Below are 16,471 nucleotides of genomic sequence, written 5' to 3' on the forward strand. Positions count from 1 at the left end.
GTCGAGGAGCAGGACGTCCTTGACCTCACCCTTGAGCACACCGGCCTGGAGGGTGGCGCCGATGGCGACGACCTCGTCCGGGTTGACGCCCTTGTGCGGATCCTTGCCGGTCAGCTCCCTGACCAGCTCGGTCACGGCCGGCATGCGGGTGGAGCCGCCGACCAGGATGACGTGGTCGATGTCCGAGATCTTGATCTTCGCGTCCTTGACCGCGTTGTGGAAGGGCGCCTTGCAGCGCTCCAGGAGGTCGGCGGTCAGCTGCTCGAACTGCGAGCGGGTGAGCTTCTCGTCCAGGTGCAACGGGCCCTCGGCGGACGCGGAGACGTAGGGCAGGTTGATCGTCGTCTCCGTCGCGGCGGAAAGTTCGATCTTCGCCTTCTCGGCGGCCTCGCGCAGACGCTGGAGCGCCATCCTGTCCTTGGACAGGTCGATGCCGTAGGCGTTCCGGAACTGCTTCACCAGATGGTCGACGACCTTCTGGTCCCAGTCGTCGCCGCCGAGGTGGGTGTCGCCGTTGGTGGACTTGACCTCCACCAGCCCCTCGCCGATCTCCAGGAGCGACACGTCGAAGGTGCCGCCGCCCAGGTCGAAGACGAGGATGGTCTGGTCGTTCTCCTTGTCCAGTCCGTACGCCAGAGCGGCGGATGTCGGCTCGTTGATGATCCGCAGCACCTTCAGGCCCGCGATCTCTCCGGCTTCCTTGGTCGCGGTGCGCTGCGAGTCGTTGAAGTAGGCCGGAACGGTGATCACGGCGTCCGTGACGTCCTCGCCGAGATACGCCTCCGCGTCCCGCTTGAGTTTCTGCAGGACGCGTGAGGAGACCTCCTGCGCCGTGTACCGCTTGCCGTCGATGTCGCCGGCATCCGGGAAGCGCCAGTCGGTTTCGCCGATGTGGCGCTTGACCGACCGTGCGGTGCGGTCCACGTTCGTCACCGCCTGCCGCTTGGCGATCTCACCGACCAGGACCTCTCCGCCCTTGCCGAAGGCCACCACGGAGGGGGTGGTCCTGTTTCCTTCGGTGTTGGTGATGACCGTGGGCTCGCCGCCCTCCAGGACCGCGACGACGGAGTTGGTCGTGCCCAGGTCGATCCCGACTGCGCGTGCCATCATCTGCTCCTCTCAGATCAGTGAACCTTTCGCCTGTTCTTCGCGCGGGCCCGAGAAGGGCGCCGCTGTACCGGTCCGGTGCAGGAGGCGTCGTACCAAGCGGCGCACCTGTCTGCTCGCGGCCGGAAAAGGCGGTGTTCGGGCATGACCGCAAGCTCGCTTTCGTCCGGTCGGCTTCGGCGGCTGCAGACGGAGGATGGAGGGGCGAACCGGGGAAAGCCCGGCATACCCTCCGTCTTCCCACCGCGCGTCCGTACATCCGTCAGGCGTTGATCTCCTTGCGCGAGCCGCCCGCGGCCCTGATCTCGATCTTCCGAGGCTTCACCTCCTCTGCGACCGGGATACGCAGCCGCAGCACGCCGGCCTCGTAGGAGGCCTCGATGCTGTCGGCGTCCAGCGTCTCTCCGAGGAACAGCCGACGGCGGAAGGTGCCCGAGGGGCGCTCCGCGATCAGCACGTCGCTGTCGTCTCCAGAGGCGGTGGTCCGTCGTTCCACCGTGATGTCGAGGACGTTCTGTTCGACAGCCAGGTCGATGGAGTCGGGGTCGACACCGGGAAGGTCCAGCTCGACGACGAAGGCGTCACCCTCGCGGAAGGCGTCCATGGACATGGCCGCCGGCCGCGCCGCGGTTCCCAGAGCCTGCTGCGTCAGCCGGTCCAGCACCCGGAATGGATCGGTCCGCATGAGCATCGTCGCTCACTCCTCTCCTCACTCGTCACAGATGCACATGGCGACACCACCTATATAGCGCACAGCAATAAAGTTGACAAGGGTCGACTCAGGGCGGTCCCACGCGACCGCGCCGGACCTCAACGACGTCAGGAGGTCGGGTGGGCCAACCGAGGTACCGAGGGGCTGTCGCGCAGCCCGTTCGTCACTTTCCGTAGTACACCTGTAGCCGGGCGGCGTAGAACCTGCTGCGGTCGGTGCTGGCGCGTCCGCCCCCATGTCGTGGCGCTCCGACGCAAAGGAACTTTCCATGGTGACGTCGACCGAGCCTGTCACGCCGATCCCGGTACGGGGCCGCACCTGGGGAAGCGTGCTGATCTCCTGGCTGACCACCACCGACCACAAGAAGATCGGGCACCTCTACCTGATCGCGTCGTTCGGGTTCTTCATCATCGGCGGCGTGCTGGCGCTGCTCCTGCGGGCGGAACTCGCCCGGCCGGGTACACAGATCATTTCGAACGAGCAGTACAACCAGATCTTCACGCTGCACGGAACGGTGATGCTGCTGTTCTTCGCGACCCCGACGTTCGCCGGTTTCGCCAACGCCATCATGCCGTTGCAGATCGGTGCGCCGGACGTGGCCTTCCCGCGGCTGAACATGCTGTCGTTCTGGCTGTTCCTCTTCGGCGGCCTGATGGTCGTGGGCAGCCTGCTGACCCCGAACGGCACCGCGGACTTCGGCTGGACCGCCTACACGCCACTGAGCAGTTCGGTACGCACTCCGTCCATCGGCGGCGACATGTGGATCATGGGGCTGGCGCTGTCCGGGTTCGGCACGATCCTCGGCTCGGTCAACTTCGTGACGACGATCATCGGCATGCGGTCGCCCGGCATGACCATGTTCCGCATGCCGCTCTTCACCTGGAACATCCTGCTGACCTCGGTACTGGTGCTCTTCGCCTTCCCCGTCCTGGCCGCAGCCCTGCTGGTGCTGGAGGCGGACCGCAAGTTCGGTGCCCAGGTCTTCGACCCGCAGAACGGCGGTGCGCTCCTGTGGCAGCACCTCTTCTGGTTCTTCGGGCATCCAGAGGTCTACATCATCGCGCTGCCGTTCTTCGGGATCATCACCGAAATCATTCCGGTGTTCTCACGCAAGCCGATCTTCGGATACCTGGGGCTGGTAGGCGCCACCATCTCCATCGCCGGCCTCTCCCTGACCGTGTGGGCCCACCACATGTTCGCCACGGGGGCAGTGCTGCTGCCGTTCTTCTCCTTCATGACGTTCCTGATCGCGGTACCGACCGGAGTGAAGTTCTTCAACTGGATCGGCACCATGTGGAAGGGTTCCCTCTCCTTCGAAACGCCGATGCTCTGGTCGATCGGATTCCTCGTCACCTTCCTCTTCGGTGGCCTGACCGGCATCATTCTGGCCTCGCCGCCGATGGACTTCCACGTCACCGACACCTACTTCGTCGTGGCCCACTTCCACTACGTCGTCTTCGGAACGGTCGTCTTCGCCATGTTCGCCGGGTTCTACTTCTGGTGGCCGAAGATGACCGGCACCCTCCTCGACGAACGCCTCGGCAAAATCCACTTCTGGACCCTGTTCATCGGCTTCCACATGACCTTCCTCGTTCAGCACTGGCTCGGCGCCGAGGGCATGCCACGGCGGTATGCCGACTATCTGCAAGCGGACGGGTTCACCGCGCTGAACACCCTGTCCTCGATCGGAGCCTTCCTGCTGGGCCTCTCCACGCTGCCGTTCTTCTACAACGTATGGAAAACAGCCAAATTCGCGCCTCGCGTCGAGGTCGACGACCCGTGGGGCTTCGGCCGCTCACTGGAATGGGCCACGTCCTGCCCCCCACCCCGGCACAATTTCGTCACCCTGCCCCGCGTCCGATCAGAGTCGCCGGCCTTCGACCTCCACTACCCCGAGATCGCCGCGCTCGACTACGCGGGCGACCATAAACGCGACGTCGTCGACCAGGACAAGGCCTCCGGTCCCCGAGGGTCCCTTCCGGGCCCAGGCCCCGGCCGGCCCGAGTAACGGTGGGTGGCCGTCGATGTCCAAGCGCTCGAAGGAAGCAGCCGCGGGAGTCGCCCGCATCGAGGGATACCTGATGAGCCAGGCCGCCCTTCGTGAAGCACAGGAGGAAGGGCAGGCCTTCGCCCGCGCCTTGACCTGGCTCGGCCCCGGCGAACAGGACGACATCAGCCAACGCTTCGCCCAGCACCACCTGCGCCTGCGCCGGGACATACTGACCGCGACAGTGACACGGGCCGAGGAACTCAAAACGGAATACGCTCACCGGTACGCCCACCTGCGCCGACGCATCGCCGCACTGGCAGTGACGGCCTTCGGGCTCTACACCCTCGCCCTGGCCCTGCTGTCCCGTCTCTGAGGGCTCCGGGAACATTCAAAGATCTGCGATCCCACAGCGTTCACATGTTTGCGCGCTCGGGTCCTCCACGGTCACGTCCAGGCAAGCCTGAAGCGGGAAGGGGTGCCGGAAGACGCCGCCTCGTTGTCTGTCACGAGAACCCAGCCAGCACTTCGTGGTTTGAGCTCCACCAAGCGATGATCGCTCCATGGACCACGTCATCGACCTCGACCAAGCTGCCGCCGTGATCACCGCACGCCTTCCCGCCTGGACTGCGTCCGGACTCAGCCCCAGACCGATCACCTGGCGGGATGAGGCCGCGCCTTGGCCTCAGCGGCTGGAGACCGATCGGGCCCTCGTCGCCACCCCGGATTCGATCGGCGTACGCATCCTGGGCGCCGATGGATGGACCGAGCTGCACCTTGTCCTGTTCCGAGGCGGCTGGGCAGACCTCGATGCACTGACCGACGACGAGGTCACCACCGAATGCCCGCAGATCGCCACCCCGGAGGAGTTCGGCAGCCTCCTCGACTCCTCCGTCACACGCTTCCTGGGCATCATGGGAAGTCCGGCCCCCTGACACAAGATCGTGTCCGGCACCGATGGCCATGTAAGGGGTCCGCAGATCAAAGGCGTGGAGGACCCGGGCTCGGGCGCTCAGGAGACCTGGGGCCCCTTGTCGCGTGGTACGAGAACAACGACGAGGAGATGCCCCCCGACGCGCACCGAAGCCCGACGGTGCGGGCTCTGGACGATGCCGCACTCGTGGATGCCGCGGCCGCAGACGACCACCCGCGGCTCCCTGAGGTACGCCAGCTCCTCGCCTACTGGCCCTGGAAGGGGCTCTGCTACCGGGCCTGCGCATCAAGGCAGCCCGAGGCGCGTTAATGGAGACGCTGCGCCGAGGGTGACGACCGCACCACTGCCGTGACCGTGCGCCCCGAGGCGGGCGGCGCCCTGGAAGGTCTGTACCGGCCCGCCCCGAACCGTGTGATCGGAGCCGGTGGAAGGTAAATGCGTCGACAGCGCCCCTCGGTACCCGGCAAAGTGGCCGCCCGTGACGAGCAGTGAGCTGTGGACCCGTGCGACCGCCGACCGCTACGACGCCGAGGAGACCGAGACGTCCTCGGCCGCCGTTCTCGGACCGACTCTCGCCTTCCTCGCCGAGCTCGCCGGAGACGGCCGGGCACTGGAGTTCGCCATCGGGACCGGACGAGTGGGCGTCCCGCTCCGGGAACGCGGCGTGCCGGTAGTGGGCATCGAACTGTCCGAGCACATGGCAGCGGTACTGCGGCGCAAGATCGACGAGGACACGCTCCCGGTAGTCATCGGGGACATGGCCACCACCGTCGTTCCCGGCGAGTTCACCCTGGTCTATCTCGTCTACAACACCATCACGAACCTGCTCACGCAGGACGAGCAGGTCGAGTGCTTCCGCAACGCCGCACGTCATCTGGAACCCGGCGGCCGATTCGTCATCGAGCTGGGCGTGCCGCCGCTGCGGTTCCTGCCGCCCGGCCAGGTCGCGGTGCCGTTCGACGTCTCTGAGCAGCATCTCGGCTTCGACACCTTCGACCTCGTCGAGCAGATTCTCGTCTCGCACCACTTCACCCGCGACGGCGACGACGGCCGCTACCGCCGCGACAACTCCCGGCACCGCTACGCCTGGCCGGCAGAGCTCGACCTGATGGCACGGATCGCTGGGCTCGAGAGGGAACGTCGCGTCGCGGACTGGGACGGGGCGCCGTTCACCCAGGACTCCGCGAAGCACATCTCCGTGTGGCGCAAGCCAACCTGAGGTCGGGTGCGCAACCAAGGGTGAGGCAGGCTTCGTGGATGGCGTCGCGCATCTCCCAGCGGATCCGCAGGCGGCGGAACCAGGGCAGGTGGGCAAAAGCTCGCTCCACGAACCGGCGTTGGGCGCCGAGTCCGGAGCCATGCTCGGTGCCCCGGCGGGCGACAAGCGGCTCACGCCGAGGTCCCGGACGAGGCGGCGGTACTCGTCGTGGTCGTAGCCGCGGTCGCCCAACACCGCGTCCGGGCGGCGCCGGGCCGACCTCACTTGGCCCCGCGGCGGCGGTGCCGCCTGAAGCAGCGGGATCAGCTGGGTGACGTCGTTCCGTCTTGGATCCCCTTTAACCCCCCGCATGTGGGAGCCGTCGACGGCCGCCCCGGAGAAGTCCAGGGCGTTCGCGCTGCGAAGCTTGGCCAGGAGGAGCCCGTGCAGTCGGGGCCGGACTCCAGCCTCGGTCCACTCGGACAAGCGGCGCCGGCAGTCATACGCGAGCCGAAGCCGAGCTTCGGCAGATGTTCCCAGGATCCCGGTGTGCAGGACGAACAGGATGCCCTGGAACGCCAGCCGGTCCGGATGTCGCCTGCGCCCGGTGCGCCGGGGCCGCCCCCACGCCTTCGGTAGCAGCGGCTCGATCACCGCCCACAGCTCGTCATCGACTTCCCACGGCTTCGGCCGAGCCACCCGCACCCCCAGAAAACGAAGTGGCATATCGAAGAGGGCAAGGGAGGGCTCTGATCAACTATGCGCAGACCGTACGCGGATGCAGTGACAGAGGAGACGCCGGGCAGCGCTCGTCGCGCGGATCTGATCGCTGTTCACGGCCGCAGCACCTTGCAGCCTGCGAGAATGCGTCCGGACAGGGATGTGCCGGGGCGTGGGAGGGGTGGGATGGCGGGTGTGACGTTCGAGCGGATCGAGCGGTTCGACGAGGCAGTGGCGGCGCTGCTCGCGGTGGAGGCCGCCTACCAGGAGGTGTATGCGGAGCCGCCGTACTGCGAAGGCCCCAGGACGCCGCCGATTTCCTCGTGCGGGCCCGTCGACAGGCGGCGCGCGACGGGTTTCGGCTCGTGCTGGCGCGGGAGGGCGACGAGATCGTCGGGTTCTCGCTCGGCTACTGGCTGCCGGCGGACACCACGTGGTGGAACGCCCTGCTGGAGCCGCTGGACGCGTCCTTCGCCGAGGAGCACGGCAGGCGGACCTTCAACGTGGCAGAACTCGCGGTACGAAGGGGATGGCGACGGCAGGGCGTCGCGGCCGGGATGCACCGGATCCTGATCTCGGAGCTCGGGGCCGAGCGGATCACGCTGACGACGCGGCCGGAGCCCGAGGCGGCGCCCGCGCGGACCGCGTACGCCGCTTGGGGCTACCGGACGGTGGGCCGGGCCCGGTACGGGGACGACTCCCCGGTCTACGACGTGATGGTGTTGTCTGGGGGCTGAGGCGGCCGAGCACCTGCCCGGGCATCTCGGCCTCGGGGCCGGTGAACCCGTGGCTGCCCCGGCGGTTCAGAGCGTGAGTACGGGCCTGGTGGTGCAGCCCTCGACGGCGCCATCGCCGTCCGGTCCGTACACGAACTCGGCCATGGAAGGATTGCGTTGGGCGGTGGCTAGGGGGAGCCAGGCCAGGAGGCTGCCGTATCCGCCGCACACCGACTCGCCCCCGTCACCTCCGTGTACCGCGCCGACGTCGCTCGTCAGCTCGGCGGTGTAGGTGTCATGGGCGATGCGCAGGCCGAAGGCGTTGAGCTCGTTCTGCGGGCCGGTGTGGTGTCCGTACGGGATGCGGTCGAGCGGGCAGTCGTCGCCCCATCGGAACAGGGTGTCCGCGCCGGCCCCGCACGCATGCTCCCACTCGTCGGAACTCGGCATCCGCAGGCCCCGTGCTGCGAGAACGGCCGTCATGTCGGCGGGCGCCTCGCTGAGTTCCTCGCCCTCCACCGCCATCAGCACCGCGTCCAGGGTGACGCTCCGGCGTGGGCTGAGGACCTGCGCCAAGGGGGCGTGGAGGTCGGGGCCGTAGCCGAAGCCCTGTTCCAGGCTCTCCGCGTAGTCGGCGGCCTGCTCGGGCGTCGGCTGCCACCCGCCCGGGTCGAACCCGAGGAACACCGTGCCACCGGGTATCAGAGCGAACTCCTGCCCCTTCCGCTCGATGCGAACGCGGTGCAGCGAGCCTCCGAGGTGCTCCGTGGCTTCCACGGTGATCACCCGGCCCTCCGCCATATCCGCCGCCCGCCGGGCGAAGCGGCGCGCGGTCGGCAGGTCGACGGCCCGCCATACGTCGAGGGTGAGAGCTGCGAGAGACATGATCGCAGTGTGGCAGTCCGGTCTGACACCAGCGGGAGGGGGCGCACCGGACGCTCGCCGCACCCGCACCCGCACCCGCACCCGCACCGGCACCGGCACCGGCACCCGGACGCGGACCCGGACTCGGACGCGGTCAGCCGACGGTGCTCCCGGGGGCCGCCGGCGGGGTGACCGCCAGGACCGGTGGGGCCGGCGTGGACCAGCGGTGGCCGCAGGGGTCGAAGGCCAGGAGGACGGGCCGTCCTGGGCGCTGGCGCCAGGAGATGCGTTCCGGCGCGGCGTCGCACACCGGGCAGCAGGGCAGTGGACCGGGCTCCGGCGGGCACTCGGGGGCGGCCGCGAGCGGCGTGGCGTGCGGATCGCGCATGGGAGGCTCCCTCGTCGTGCGGTCGGGCTCATCGCACTGTGCCACGGACGGGCCCCTGTCGGCACGGGCGAATCATCCAGTGTTCTTGCTGGTCAGAGGTGTGGTCGCCAGGAGGATTCCGGTCCTCTTACGGGCACTTGGTGATCAACCGCTCCCGCAGCCGGCTTCCACCAGCCCCGATTCGTAAGCCGCGATCACCGCCTGCGCGCGGTCGCGGACGCCCAGCTTGCCGAAGATGCCGGTGATGTGGTTCTTGACCGTGGAGACGCTGATGTCCAGGTCCACGGCGATCTCGGCGTTGCCCCGGCCGGTGGCCAGGAGGCGCCATATCTCCAGCTCCCGCGGCGTGAGTTCGACCGGGGTCTCGCCCGCCCACGAGCGCGGCCGGGCGGGGGTGCGTACATAGGTGGAGATGAGCCGGGTGAGCAGCCGCGGCGCGACGGCCGCCTCGCCGGTGTGGACGATGCGGACCGCGGCGATCAGCTCCTCCGGGGAGATGTCCTTGGGCAGGAAGCCGTACGCACCGGCGCGCAGGGCGGCGACGACGTACTCGTCCATGTCGAAGGTGCTGAGGGCCAGGACGCGCGTCCCGGGGAGTGTCCGCGCGAGCTCCTCGGTGGCCTGCACTCCGTCGAGGACCGGCATCCGGATGTCCATGACGACCACGTCGGGGCGCATCTCCTGGGCGAGGGCGACGGCCCGGGCGCCGTCCTCGGCCTCGCCCACGACCTGGAAGTCCGGGTCGGGGGCCAGGATCAGGGCCAGTCCGCGCCGTACCAGGGGCTGGTCGTCGGCTATGAGCACACGGATCATCGGTGCCGTTCCTCTCTCTCGCCCTCCCCCGGCCCCCGGAAGGGGACCGGGAGCCGGGCCGCCACCCGGAACCCGCCGCCGTCGAGTGCGGCGGCCTCCAGGGTTCCGCCCTGCAGGGCGACGCGCTCGTGCATACCGATCAGACCGTACCCGGAACGGTGCGCCGTCCGTGCGGCCGGGGTCGGCGCTCCCGCCCCGTCGTCCCGCACCTCCACGGCGACCTCGTCGCGGTGATAGGTGAGCCGTACGTGGGCCCGCGCCTGCCCCGCGTGCTTACGGGTGTTGGTCAGTGCCTCCTGCACGATCCGGAAGACGGTGAGGCCTACGGACGGCGGCAGCGGGAGGACCGGCCCGTCCACGGTGAACTCGGTCTCCGTCCCGGCCAGGCGGGATTCGGTGATGATCCGTTCGAGGTCGCCGGCCCCGGGCTGCGGGGCCGGCGGAGTGTGCTCCGGCTCCTCCCCGGCCCGCAGCACGCCGAGGAGCTGGCGCATTTCGCGCAGCGCCATCCGCCCGGAGTCCTCCAGGGTGACGAGCGCGTCCCGGGCCACCGTCGGGTCGTGCGCCAGATTGGCCCGCGCCCCGCCGGCCATCAGCTGCATGGTGGTGATGTGGTGGGCGACGATGTCGTGCAGTTCGCGTGCGATCCGCCGGCGTTCCTCGGCCACCGCCCGGTCGGCGAGCAGGGTCCGGTGGGCCTCGGCCTCCCGCTGCCGGTGGTTGACCACTTCGGCCCCGCCGACGGTGATGAGGGTGGCGACCGCGTTTCCGAACAGGCCCCACCACCCGAAGGGCAGGGGCCATCCGCTCTGGCCGACGGAGATGAGCGGTACCGCGCCGACCGACGCGGCCGCGACCACGGCGGGTCGGCTGAACCGGGCCACCGAGTAGAGGGCGACCATCAGGGTGGCGGTGAAGTGGGGGGCGTGCTGGGTGAGCACGTTGAGCACCACGCCGAGGGCCAGTACGGCGGCGAGCACCGTCACCGGACGGACCCGACGGGCTATCAGGGGCACCGCCGAGAGCACCAGGGCGCCGACCGCGGCCACGCTGAGGGACCGGCCCTCGGTCTGGGTGCCCAAGGAGAAGCCGACGAGGTCGACGGTTCCGGCCGCCACCGCCACGAGCGCGTCGTTGCGCGTCCACGGTGCCCGGTCCACACCGTGAGCGAAGCCGTGCTCGGAACGCCGGCGTGAACCCTGACGTGCACTCTGATCAAAGCTCTCGCCGGAACTCTTGCCGGCACTCGCGCCGGAACTCGCGCCCGAGCTCTTGTCAGCGCTCTCGCCCCAGCCCCGGCCGGCCTCCGTGCCCACGCCCCGGCCGGCGCCGCGATCCCCGCCCCGGCCGGCGCCCGCTTGCATGCCGCGCCGGTCCACCCCCTTGTCCCCGCCCGCACCCATGATGTCGGCCCTCCCCCGTGGGCAACGCGTCCCGGCCGGTGCCGGGCTCGCGCCGCCGCGCTCTCCGGTGATCCATTCTGGCAGCGGCCGCAGCCCCTGCCACCCGTCCCCGGTGTGGGCCCGTACCGGGACTCCGGTCCTGGTCGGCCCCCGCGCCCGGACCCTGGTCCCGGCCTGCGGATCCTCCCCTGCCCCGACGTTTTCCCCGCGCCCCGCTGATGGTCTGGAGTCCGGCCGGGATCCCCCGGCCGGCACCGCACAGACCGGAGGAGACCAGTGATCCGCGCCCTGACCGGATTCTCGACGAGAAGTCCGTGGAAGGTCATCGCCCTCTGGGCGGTCCTGGGTATCGCAGCGGCCCTGCTGGGCCAGGCGTTCGTGTTTCGCGCCAGCCAGTCCGGCAACGCCGGGTTCCTTCCCGCACAGTACGACTCGGCGGCCGCCCTGCAGATCGCGCAGGAGCGGTTCGGGGTGAAGCCGGACGCCAACCTCCTCACCGTGCTGGTGGCCCGGTCGGACGGCGCGCCGCTCAGCGCCTCCGACGAGCAGCGCATCGACGCGCAGGCCGCGCAGATGTCCCGGCAGCGGGTCGCCATGCCCCAGCCCAAGGACCCCATGCCCCTCGCAGAGGACCACTCGCAGGTCCCCCGGGTAAGCCCGGCCATGACGGCCCCGGACCGCGCCTTCCGGCTGTTGTCCGTCGAACTCACCGGCCATGCCGCCGACCCCGGGGTGCAGAGCACCTACCGGGCCTTCCGGGACTCCGCGCGGGACCTGTTCGCACAGGAGGGGCTGCGCACCGGCTTCACCGGCGGGATCGCCGACCGCGTGGACACGGCGGACGCCGAGGAGACCAGGTCGAAGGTCGTCGGCATCATCATGCTCGGGGTCATCGTCCTGCTGCACGTCCTGGTCTTCCGCAGCGTCCTGGCGGCCCTGCTGCCGCTGATCGCGGTCTCCGTCATCGGCGGCGCCGCGACCGGCGTCGTGGTCGGTGCCGCGCTGCTCACCAACACCGGACTGGCGGATTCCACACCCGGGTTGATCAATGTGGTGCTGGTGGGCATCGGCATCGACTACTTCCTCTTCCTCCTCTTCCGTTTCCGCGAGCAGCTGCGCAGGCACCCCGAACAGTCCGGGCGCGAAGCGGCCGCCGAGGTCGCCGGGCGCGTGGGTACGGCCATCACCTCCGCGGCGCTGACCATCGTCGCCGCGTTCGCCACGCTCGGGGTCGCGTCCTTCGGCCAGTTCCGGGTTCTCGGCCCGGCCATCGCCCTGGCCGTGCTGGTGATGCTGCTGGGCAGCCTGACCTTCATGCCGGCCCTGCTGGCGGTCACCGGCCGCAAGATGTTCTGGCCCTCCCGCGCCCTGCAGCGCGAGCCCCGTCCGGGATCGGCCGCGCGGCTGGGCGACCGGGTGGTGCGGCGGCCGCTGACGCTGGTCCTGGCGTCGGTGGCACTGCTCGGCGCGCTGGCGGCCGGGGTCCTCGGGATGCGCATGGATTACGGGCAGGGCGGCGCGGGCGCGGACCGCACGGCCGCGGTCGCCACCGCCGAGGAGATCGCGCGCGCCCTGCCGGCGGGGGTGTCGGACCCGACCACCGTCTTCGTCACGGCCTCGGACGACGGCGAACTCACCGTGGAGCGCCTGGCCGGCCTGTCCGGCGTACTCGCCCGGGTCGACGGCGTGGGCCAGGTCGCGGGCACGGTGCTGAGCGAGGACCGGCGGGCGGCGCGCATCGACCTCTTCCTGACGGCCGACCCGCGCAGGCAGGAGGCGCGCGACCTGGTCACCGGGCCGGTCAGGGCCGCGGTCTCGGCACATGCGCCCGCCGGTACCGAGGCGCACGTGGGCGGCACGCCTGCGGTCTTCGCCGACATCTCGGCCGCCGTGGACAAGGACTTGAAGGTGGTGTTCCCGGTGGCGGCGGCGCTGATCGCGCTGATCCTGCTCGCGCTGCTGCGCAGCCTGCTGGCGCCGCTGATCCTGCTGGCCGCGGTCGGTCTCGGCTTCGCCGCCACCCTCGGCGCCTCGACCCTGGTGTTCCAGCACGCCCTGGACCGGCCCGGGGTGGACTTCACCCTTCCGCTCGTGCTGTTCCTGTTCGTGGTCGCGCTGGGCACCGACTACAACATCCTGATGAGCGACCGGATCCGGGAGGAGATGGAACGGCCGGGTCCGGCCCGGGCGGCGGTGAGCCGCGCCGTGCGGCACACGGCGCCCGCCATCGCCACGGCGGGCCTGGTCCTGGCCGCGTCCTTCGGGAGCCTGGCCGTCACCCCCGCCCCGTCGACCCAGCAGATCGGCTTCGCGACGGCCCTCGGGATCCTGCTCTCCGCGTTCGTCCTGTCGATCGTGCTGGTGCCCGCGCTGGCCGCCCTGCTGGGCCGGTCCACGTGGTGGCCGGTGCGCCCGCGCCGCGCCGGTGGGGCCGCCGGTCCGAAGCACACCCCGGACCGGGTCCTGGTCGGCTGAGCCGCCGGACACACCGAGGCGCCGGCCGCGCAGGACCGTACGAGGTCCTGCGCAGCCGGCGCCTCCGGTGTCAGGCGAGCTTGTCGACCTCGGGGTGGTCCTTCAGCCAGGCGCGGACCGCCTCCTGCTCCTTGCCCTTACCGGTCTCCTGGATCTTCGCCTCCAGGCCGGTCAGCTGCTCCTCGGTGAGCTTGAACGAGCTCAGCCAGCGGGCCACTTCGGGCTCGTCGGCGGCGAAGCCCTTGCGGGCCAGGGAGTGGATCCCGTCGCCCTGGCCCCAGACGCCCTTCGGGTCCTCGAGCTTGGTCAGCTCGTACGAGGAGTAGGCCCAGTGCGGCGACCACAGCACGACCGCCACGGGCTCCTTCTTCTCGTAGGCCCGCTTGAGCTCGGCGAGCATGCCGGGGGTGGAGCCGTCGACGACCTGGTACTCCGTGTCCAGGCCGTACTCCTTCAGGACCTTCTCCTTGAGCGCGCCCATCACCCCGGCGCTGGGCTCGATGCCGATGATCCGTCCCTTGAACTGCGCGGACTTGCCCTTCAGATCGGCGAGCGTGCGCACGTCCTTGACGTACGAGGGCACGGTCAGCTCCAGCGAGGTGGGGCCGTACCAGGAGCCGAGGTCGTCCAGCTGGTTCCCGTACTTCTCCCAGTACTGCGCCTGGGTGACGGGCAGCCAGGCGTCGGTCTGGAAGTCGAGCTGTCCGCCCGCGAGGCCGGTGAACAGGGCGCCCAGTTCCAGCTGCTTCGCGTCGACCTTGAAACCGCGGCGCTCCAGGAGCTCCTTCCAGAGGAAGGTGGAGGCGATGCCCTCGTCCCACGGGATGTACCCGACGGACAGGGTGCGGCCCTTGCCGATGTTCGCGGCGCCGGCTGGAGCGTCCTTCTGGGCGGAGGCGGCGCCGAAGGTGTTCAGGCCGCCCGCGACGAGAGCCAGTACGACGGCCCCGCTGACGGCGAGTGCCGGCTGGGGGCGGTGGTTCCACACCTTGGCGGCGCCGGTGGCGGCGGACCGCGCCTTGGCGAGGGCCCGCCGGCCCAGCGGGGAGACCTGGCGGCCCAGTGCTCCGGTCATCCGGTCGAGGTACATGGCGAGGATGACGATGGCGATGCCCGCCTCGAAGCCGAGGCCGATGTCGACGCTGCCGATGGCCTGGTAGACGGCGCCGCCGAGTCCGCCGCCGCCGACCATGCCGGCGATGACGACCATGGAGAGGCCGAGCATGATGACCTGGTTGACGCCCGCCATGATGCTGGGCAGGGCCAGCGGGAGCTGGACGCGGACGAGGATGTCGCGCGGAGTGGTGCCGAAGGCGTCGGCGGCCTCGACCAGTTCCGCGTCGACCTGGCGGATGCCGAGCTCGGTCATCCGTACGCCCGGCGGCAGCGAGAAGATGATGGTCGCGATGATGCCGGGCACCACGCCGACCCCGAAGAAGATGATGCCGGGGATGAGGTAGACCATGGCGGGCATGGTCTGCATGAAGTCGAGGGCCGGCCTCAGGACGGCACTGACCCGGTCGGAGCGCGACGCCCAGATGCCGAGCGGGATGGCGAAGAGCAACGTGACGAGGGTGGCGACCAGGACCAGGGACAGCGTGGACATGGCGTCGCCCCACAGGCCGACGGAGTCGACGAGCGCGAAGCCGGCGAAGGCGAGCAGGCCGGCGAGCAGGCCGCGCAGCCACCAGGCGGCGACGGCGAGGATGCCTGCGAACAGCAGCGGGGCGGGCGCGGAGAGCACGGCGACGATGCCGTCGTACAGGCCGGTGACGACCAGGGTGACGGCGTCGAACAGCCAGGTCAGGTGACGCTGGAGGAAGTCGACTCCGCTGTCGACCCAGGCGCCGAGGTGCAGGCGGGGCATCAGGCTGCCACCTCCGTGCAGCGCACCGGGGCCCGCTGTTCGTCGCCGATGAAGGCGACGAGGCGGTCCTGCGGTACGGAGCCCACGACGGCGCCGTCCGTGCCGGTGACGTCGACCGCGTGCGGGACGCGGGCGCTGACGGCGCACAGGTCGGCGAGCGGGGTGTCGGCGGTGACGGTCGGGCAGTCGCAGCCGTCCGCGTCCGAGCGGTCCGGGCCGGTCATCACGGCGTCGGCTGTGAGCACGCGGGACCGGTCCACGTCCTGGACGAAGGAGGCGACGTAGTCGTCGGCGGGGCGGGTGAGGATGTCCTCGGCGGTGCCCTGCTGGACGATACGGCCGTCGCGCATGACGGCGATGGCGTCGCCGATGCGCATGGCCTCGTTGAGGTCGTGGGTGATGAAGACGATGGTCTTCTTGAAGCGCTGCTGGAGCTCCAGGAGTTGGTCCTGCATGTCGCGGCGGATCAGCGGGTCCAGGGCGCTGAAGGACTCGTCCATCAGCAGGAGGTCGGCGTCGGTGGCCAGGGCCCTGGCGAGGCCGACGCGCTGCTGCATACCTCCGGAGAGCTCGTCGGGCCAGGAGTTCTCCCAGCCCTCCAGGCCGCACAGCGCCAATGCCTCGGCGGCGCGCCGGTCGCGCTCGGCGCGGGGCACGCCCTGCACCGCCAGGCCGTAGCCGGCGTTCTCCAGGACGTTGCGGTGCGGGAAGAGTGCGAAGTGCTGGAAGACCATGGAGATCTTCGTGGATCGTACGCGGCGCATCTCTCGCGCGCTGAGCGCGGTGAGGTCCTGGCCGCCGAAGAGGATGCGCCCCGAGGTGGGCTCCAGCAGTCCGTTCAGCATGCGCAGCAGCGTCGACTTCCCGGACCCGGACAGACCCATGACGACGAAGATCTGGCCGGGCTCGACGTCGAAGGAGGCGTCGATCACTGCGGCCGTTGTGCCGTCGGCCCGCAACTCGTCGCGGCCGGTGCCGCTTTCGAGCGCGCGGACCGCGTCGTCGGGTCGTCTTCCGAACACTTTGTAGACGTGTTCGGTCTGGAGCGTGGACACATAAACCTCGCGGGTCGTACGGATACGGCGCGCGCCGGGCGGGCCGACGGGCCGTAGAGCGGGACGGGATCTGCCCGTGTGCGCCCCGCCTCCGGCACGAAGGGCCGGAGGACGCGGTTCCGCTCCTGCACCGACCATGCCCTGTATGCATTCACTCAAGCAAATGCAAGGGTGACCTTCGTCACTTGAGGGGGTATGCGACCCCTTCACGGAAGTCCGCCCCCCGGGCGGG

At 70.1% G+C, this 16,471-nt stretch carries 14 protein-coding genes and 1 pseudogene; 6 read left to right on the forward strand and 9 right to left on the reverse strand.

Features of this window, described 5'->3' with window-relative positions; genetic code table 11:
• Both ACWGIF_RS30615 and ACWGIF_RS30620 read right to left on the reverse strand, forming a co-directional pair.
• Window positions 1-1,107: Hsp70 family protein (locus ACWGIF_RS30615; RefSeq protein ID WP_453502368.1), on the reverse strand; the 1,107-nt coding region annotated here is incomplete at its 3' end.
• A 262-nt stretch (window positions 1,108-1,369) separates the two neighbouring features.
• Window positions 1,370-1,798 carry an Hsp20/alpha crystallin family protein gene (locus tag ACWGIF_RS30620; protein ID WP_453502332.1) on the reverse strand — a complete coding sequence of 143 codons (429 nt, stop codon included), beginning with the start codon at window positions 1,796-1,798 and terminating at the stop codon, window positions 1,370-1,372.
• Window positions 1,799-2,087: 289 nt separating this feature from the next.
• Between ACWGIF_RS30620 and ctaD the strand changes: the two genes are divergently transcribed.
• The 4 genes from ctaD (at window position 2,088) to ACWGIF_RS30640 (ending at window position 5,959) form a co-directional block, all read left to right on the forward strand.
• Window positions 2,088-3,827 (forward strand): aa3-type cytochrome oxidase subunit I, encoded by a 1,740-nt coding sequence (ctaD, locus tag ACWGIF_RS30625; RefSeq protein ID WP_453502334.1) that lies wholly within the window; start codon window positions 2,088-2,090, stop codon window positions 3,825-3,827.
• Window positions 3,828-3,843: 16 nt separating this feature from the next.
• A complete protein-coding gene (locus ACWGIF_RS30630; RefSeq protein ID WP_453502336.1) occupies window positions 3,844-4,182 on the forward strand; it encodes a hypothetical protein in 339 nt (112 codons plus the stop codon).
• A gap of 187 nt (window positions 4,183-4,369) precedes the next feature.
• Window positions 4,370-4,741 carry a hypothetical protein gene (locus tag ACWGIF_RS30635; RefSeq protein WP_453502337.1) on the forward strand — a complete coding sequence of 124 codons (372 nt, stop codon included), beginning with the start codon at window positions 4,370-4,372 and terminating at the stop codon, window positions 4,739-4,741.
• Between the two features lie 477 nt (window positions 4,742-5,218).
• Window positions 5,219-5,959 (forward strand): class I SAM-dependent DNA methyltransferase, encoded by a 741-nt coding sequence (locus ACWGIF_RS30640; RefSeq protein ID WP_453502339.1) that lies wholly within the window; start codon window positions 5,219-5,221, stop codon window positions 5,957-5,959.
• A 483-nt stretch (window positions 5,960-6,442) separates the two neighbouring features.
• On the opposite strand, the pseudogene ACWGIF_RS30645 reads toward ACWGIF_RS30640, so the two are convergent.
• Window positions 6,443-6,664, reverse strand: a pseudogene (locus tag ACWGIF_RS30645) (transposase); the annotation flags it as partial.
• Between the two features lie 317 nt (window positions 6,665-6,981).
• Here ACWGIF_RS30645 and ACWGIF_RS30650 point away from each other — a divergent pair.
• Window positions 6,982-7,395: a GNAT family N-acetyltransferase gene (locus ACWGIF_RS30650; protein ID WP_453502341.1), complete on the forward strand. Its 414-nt coding sequence runs from the start codon at window positions 6,982-6,984 to the stop codon at window positions 7,393-7,395.
• A gap of 66 nt (window positions 7,396-7,461) precedes the next feature.
• Here ACWGIF_RS30650 and ACWGIF_RS30655 read toward each other — a convergent pair whose 3' ends face one another.
• From ACWGIF_RS30655 to ACWGIF_RS30670, 4 genes are all read right to left on the reverse strand, one after another.
• Window positions 7,462-8,259 carry a hypothetical protein gene (locus ACWGIF_RS30655; protein WP_453502342.1) on the reverse strand — a complete coding sequence of 266 codons (798 nt, stop codon included), beginning with the start codon at window positions 8,257-8,259 and terminating at the stop codon, window positions 7,462-7,464.
• Window positions 8,260-8,392: 133 nt separating this feature from the next.
• Window positions 8,393-8,626 (reverse strand): hypothetical protein, encoded by a 234-nt coding sequence (locus tag ACWGIF_RS30660; protein ID WP_453502343.1) that lies wholly within the window; start codon window positions 8,624-8,626, stop codon window positions 8,393-8,395.
• Between the two features lie 144 nt (window positions 8,627-8,770).
• Entirely contained in the window at window positions 8,771-9,439 is a 669-nt protein-coding gene (locus tag ACWGIF_RS30665; RefSeq protein ID WP_453502344.1) for a response regulator, read from the reverse strand.
• The gene (locus tag ACWGIF_RS30670) at window positions 9,436-10,599 is read right to left on the reverse strand and encodes a sensor histidine kinase (protein ID WP_453502346.1); all 1,164 of its coding nucleotides are present in this window, start codon (window positions 10,597-10,599) and stop codon (window positions 9,436-9,438) included. Before ACWGIF_RS30670 ends, ACWGIF_RS30665 begins: the two co-directional genes overlap by 4 nt.
• A gap of 519 nt (window positions 10,600-11,118) precedes the next feature.
• On the opposite strand from ACWGIF_RS30670, the gene ACWGIF_RS30675 reads away from it, so the two are divergent.
• Window positions 11,119-13,317 carry an MMPL family transporter gene (locus tag ACWGIF_RS30675; RefSeq protein WP_453502347.1) on the forward strand — a complete coding sequence of 733 codons (2,199 nt, stop codon included), beginning with the start codon at window positions 11,119-11,121 and terminating at the stop codon, window positions 13,315-13,317.
• 70 nt (window positions 13,318-13,387) lie between these two features.
• Here ACWGIF_RS30675 and ACWGIF_RS30680 read toward each other — a convergent pair whose 3' ends face one another.
• Window positions 13,388-15,184, reverse strand: coding sequence for an ABC transporter permease/substrate binding protein (locus ACWGIF_RS30680; protein ID WP_453502349.1), 1,797 nt, complete (start codon window positions 15,182-15,184; stop codon window positions 13,388-13,390).
• Window positions 15,184-16,239 carry a quaternary amine ABC transporter ATP-binding protein gene (locus ACWGIF_RS30685; RefSeq protein ID WP_453502351.1) on the reverse strand — a complete coding sequence of 352 codons (1,056 nt, stop codon included), beginning with the start codon at window positions 16,237-16,239 and terminating at the stop codon, window positions 15,184-15,186. The genes ACWGIF_RS30680 and ACWGIF_RS30685 overlap by 1 nt, the downstream gene beginning before the upstream one ends.
• Between the last annotated feature and the right edge of the window lie 232 nt (window positions 16,240-16,471).

The organism is Streptomyces sp. NPDC054849 (assembly GCF_053610945.1).